Source organism: Deinococcus pimensis DSM 21231, assembly GCF_000519345.1.
Lineage (GTDB): Bacteria > Deinococcota > Deinococci > Deinococcales > Deinococcaceae > Deinococcus_A > Deinococcus_A pimensis.
Map to the genome: position 1 here is coordinate 1 of NZ_KI912673.1, position 4080 is coordinate 4080.

General features: G+C 71.6%; 3 protein-coding genes. 1 reads left to right on the plus strand and 2 read right to left on the minus strand.

The features are described 5' to 3' along the window. Positions 1-1859 (minus strand): ATP-binding protein (locus DEIPI_RS0122295; RefSeq protein WP_027483228.1); only part of this gene is annotated, 1859 nt, incomplete at its 3' end. Positions 1860-2026: 167 nt separating this feature from the next. On the opposite strand from DEIPI_RS0122295, the gene DEIPI_RS33765 reads away from it, so the two are divergent. After that, a complete protein-coding gene (locus DEIPI_RS33765) occupies positions 2027-2449 on the plus strand; it encodes an MmcQ/YjbR family DNA-binding protein (RefSeq protein WP_045234975.1) in 423 nt (140 codons plus the stop codon). Between the two features lie 253 nt (positions 2450-2702). Here DEIPI_RS33765 and DEIPI_RS0122310 read toward each other — a convergent pair whose 3' ends face one another. Then, a complete protein-coding gene (locus tag DEIPI_RS0122310) occupies positions 2703-3947 on the minus strand; it encodes a tetracycline resistance MFS efflux pump (RefSeq protein ID WP_027483229.1) in 1245 nt (414 codons plus the stop codon). Between the last annotated feature and the right edge of the window lie 133 nt (positions 3948-4080).

Consider the following 4080-nt stretch of genomic DNA (forward strand, 5'->3'; position numbering starts at 1 on the left):
GCGGCGTGCCCTCCGGCGCGGTCGAGGGCGCGCGCCGCCGCTCTGTGCAGCACCGCCCGCACGCTCGCCGGGATGTTCGCGCTGACCGTCTCGTACACGAGGTCGTGCCAGAAGCCGTGCCCACGCACGATCCCGGCGGCTTCCAGTTCCTCCCACGCCTCGGCCGTGTCGAGCAGGGGCGCGCCCAGCACCTCCGCGACGAGATCCACGTCGAAGTCGCTCTGCAGGATTGCCGCCGCGCGCGCCGCCTGCAGGGCCGGGGCGGAGAGTCGGTGGAGACGCCTGACGATGACTTCCCCGACGCGCGCGGTGATGGGCAGTTCGACGTCCCGCAGATTCCCGCGTGAGAACGAGCCGCTCTCGATGAGGTGCTTGACGATCTCCAGCAGGAAGAGCGGGTTGCCGCCCGAGTAGCCCGCCAGCCGGGCACGCAGCGCCGGATCGGTCGGCACGTCGAGGTCATCCATGAGGGCGCCCAGCACCTGCTCCCCGAGTGGACGGAGCCGCACGTGGATGGCGACGCCCTGACGGACGAGGTCCTCGACGTCGCGCGTCACCTCGGGCATCAGTTCCCCGGTACGGTACGCGCCGATGACGCGTGGAAAGGGATTGTCGGGATCTCGTTCCGCCGCGAACATGTTCGCGAAGAAGTACAGGCCGTCGAGGGTGGAGGGATGATCGTAGAACTGGATGTCGTCCGCGACGACCGTCCGGATGCCTCTGTACGTCCGCAGGGACAGCTGCATCATCGCCTGACGGTAGCGCAGCACGTCCGCGCCGGAACCCAGCGGTTCGAGGGCCTCGCCGGGGGGCGCGTACTCGGGCAGCACGCGGCCCAGTTCCCGCCGCACCCACGGCTCGAGTTCGAGGTCCGGCGTGCGCTCGACCAGCATCCGGTAGTTGCGGGCGGAACTGGTGAACGGCTGATGGATATCCCCGGGTCGCCCGCGGAATTCGATGAAGACGCCCTTGCTCGCCGCGAAATCCGTGATCAGACGCGTCTTTCCGACACCCGGATCGCCTTCCACGTAGATCATCTGGCCGCGCTCCCAGGCCTCGTCGAGCCGCGCCCATTCCTCCTCCCGGCCGATCAGGTGGGGTGGGCGCAGCACGGAGAGCGGCAGCTTCACCGCCGGCACGATCGGCGGGGCGGGCACGCTGCCCTGGTCGATCTCACGGGCGAGGGCGACCGTCTCGGGCAGGGGTTCCGTCCGGAATTCCCGCCACAGCACCTCCTTGCAGCGGTGATAGGCGCGCAGGGCCGCCGGGCGATCACCGAAGAGGTAGTGCAGCCGGATCAGGTGCCGCCAGGCGTCCTCTGAGACGGGGTCGAGGTCGAGCAGCGTCCGGGCGTGCAGCAGGGCCGCCGCGTAGTCCCCGGCGGCTTCGAGCCGTGTGATCTCCGCGCGCAGCGCGAGGCCGCGCCATTCGGTGAGGCGTTCGCGTTCCGCGTTGACCCAGTCGTCGAGGTCGGGGCAGTCGTCGTACCGCAGCCCCTCGAGGAGCGGCCCGTCCGTCGCGAGCAGCTCGGCCGTCCGGCCGCGCGCGAAGTGGTCGCGGATTCGCGCGGCGTCCACCTCCACGTCCGGTGTGAGTTCGAGCGTCTCCGCGCCGATCACGAGGTCCTGACGCGCGAGGAGACGGAGTTTGCGCAGCAGTTGCGAGAGGTTGTTCCGGGCGGTCGGCTCGGGAGAGTCGGGCCACAGCAGACCCGCGAGTCGTGAGCGGGAGGTGGCGCCTTCGAGCGCGAGGTACGCCAGGAGCGCGGCGAGTTTCCGTTCCGCGCGGCGCTCCACGCCCTGCGGTCCCTGAAGACGAACCGGGCCGAGCAGCTGAACGCGCCAGGGCTGAGATTCCATGATCGGTCGAGTTCACTGTACCTCAGACGTGACCGTGCGGCGCCGTGCGGGCGGCGCGACCTGACGCACCCCCGCACGGGCGACCACCCGGACGACGCACGACCCGGGGAACGCGCGAGGTGCGGCCCGTCACCTTCCCTGCCGCCCCGGGACGTGAGACTGCCCGGGTGAGCCCTGACGTCCTCCCCGGCGGCTTCCACCTCGTCGCGCACGTCCGCTCGGCCTGCGCGAGCTTGCCCGGGACCATCGAGACCTTTCCCTTCGACGACCGCAACCTCGTGTTCAAGACCGGCGGGGACGACCCCGACGGCGGGCCGCCCGTATGGCGGATGTACGCGATGGTCGACGTGACCGAGGACGTGCTGCGTCTGCTCGTCAAGGTCGAGCCCGCGCGTTCGGCGCGTCTGCGCGAGACGTACCCGCAGTTGACCTCCCCGGGGTACTTCGGCGGGCACTGGGTGTTCGTGCCGCTCGATGGCCGCGTTCCCGAGACGCTGGCACGCGAGTTGCTCGTGAGTTCGTACGACCTGGTCGTCACGCGGAACCTGCCCCGCCGGATTCGCGCGCGGCTTCCCACGCGTTCACGCTGAGGCCGCGCAGGGCGTGGAGGTGAACGTGCGTGTTCTGCGCCGCACATGCGTCTCGCGGGTGGGGCAGGGCGTGCCACACTCTGTCCGTGCGAGTTCCTGACCGTCTGCTCTTCGCGTTCCTGCTGGTGCTGCTCGTGGGAAGCGCGGGGCTGATCGTGGTGGCGCTCGTCGGGCTGCTCTGAACCCGAGGCGCCCCCGGTTCGGGGAGGGCGCCCGCCGTCCGGCCCGATCCGGCGCGTGAGCGCCGGGTCCTTCAATGCGTTCCCCCGGCCCCCGCGTCGGGGTTGGTCGTGCGGACGCCCGTGAGGACCGCGAGGGCGAGCGCCACCATCACCGCGCCCGCCGCGAAGGTCGGCGCGCCTCCGAGCCGCGCGTACAGCCCGCCGCTCGCGAGCGGTCCCGCGACCTGCGCGAGCGACTGCACGCCCTGCGCGCCGCCCTGCACGCGTCCCTGCGCTTCCTCGGGTGCGGCGGCGGAGAGCAGGGACGCCAAGGTCGCGTTGAAGACGCCCTCACCCGCCGCGAACAGGATCACACCGACGTACAGCAACGCCACGGTTCCGCCCAGCGGGACGAGCGCCAGCAGGGCCAGGCCGATCACGCCCGCCGAGAGGCCCAGCCGCGCCACGCGACGGTCACCGAATCGGCTCAGCAGCGTGGGCAGCAGGGCGCCCTGCGCGACGATGTCGCAGACACCCACGACCATGAACACCGTGCTGACCTGAGCGGGACCCCACCCGAGGCTGTCGCGCGCCATGAGGGTGAGGACCACCTGCATGAGCGAGAACGGCAGGATGAACAGCACGCTCACCGTGACGAGTCGACGCACCAGCGGGAGTTGCAGCGCGCCGCGCAGTGGCGTGAGGGGATTGAGGTGCGCGAGGTCGAAGGTCCGCGCGCGCCGCCCGGGCGGCAGGCTTTCGGGCAGGCCGAAGAAGCCCCACAGCATGTTCAGCACGCTCACGAGGGCCGCGGCGTAGAAGGGCGCGCTGAGGCTGACGTGCGACAGCAGACCGCCGATGGCGGGACCGACGATGAAGCCCGCGCCGACCGTCGCGCCGATCTGCCCGAACACGGTCGCGCGCTCCTCTTCGGGCGTGGTGTCCGCGACGTACCCGAACAGCGCGCTCAGCCCGCCCGCCGTCAGGCCGTCGACGCCGCGGCCCAGGAACAGCACCCACAGGCTCCCGCCGATCCCGAAGATCACGTACCCGACCGCCGAGCCCAGCAGGGAGACGATCAGCACGGGGCGGCGGCCGAACGCGTCGCTCAGCGCGCCCAGGAGCGGCGAGGAGAAGAAGGTCAGGAGCGCGTAGATCGCGGCGAGCCAGCCCACCACGATCGCCTGCGTGTGAGGCACCGGGACGTACCTCGCGACGACGAAGGGCAGCACCGGGATGGCCAGCGAGAGGCCCATGGAGAAGAGGAAGGCGGTGGCGAGCAGGAACAGGATGGGTGGGCGCCTGGGCGCCGCGCCGGGCGGGGACGTCTCGGTCATGCCCCCAGCGTAGGGGCGGCGTCACGGCGGACGCTTGCACAAACACGACACGGGCCCCGGCGGGTCGGCTGTGAATGCCGCCGCGCCCGTCAGTCGGGCGGCGGCGGCAGGAGGCGGGGGTGGTCCTGCGGCG

What these genes read in the sequence shown, in the direction of transcription:
- DEIPI_RS0122310 (WP_027483229.1), bottom strand. Translation starts at nt 3,947, where the DNA reads ATGACCGAGACGTCCCCGCCCGGCGCGGCGCCCAGGCGCCCACCCATC.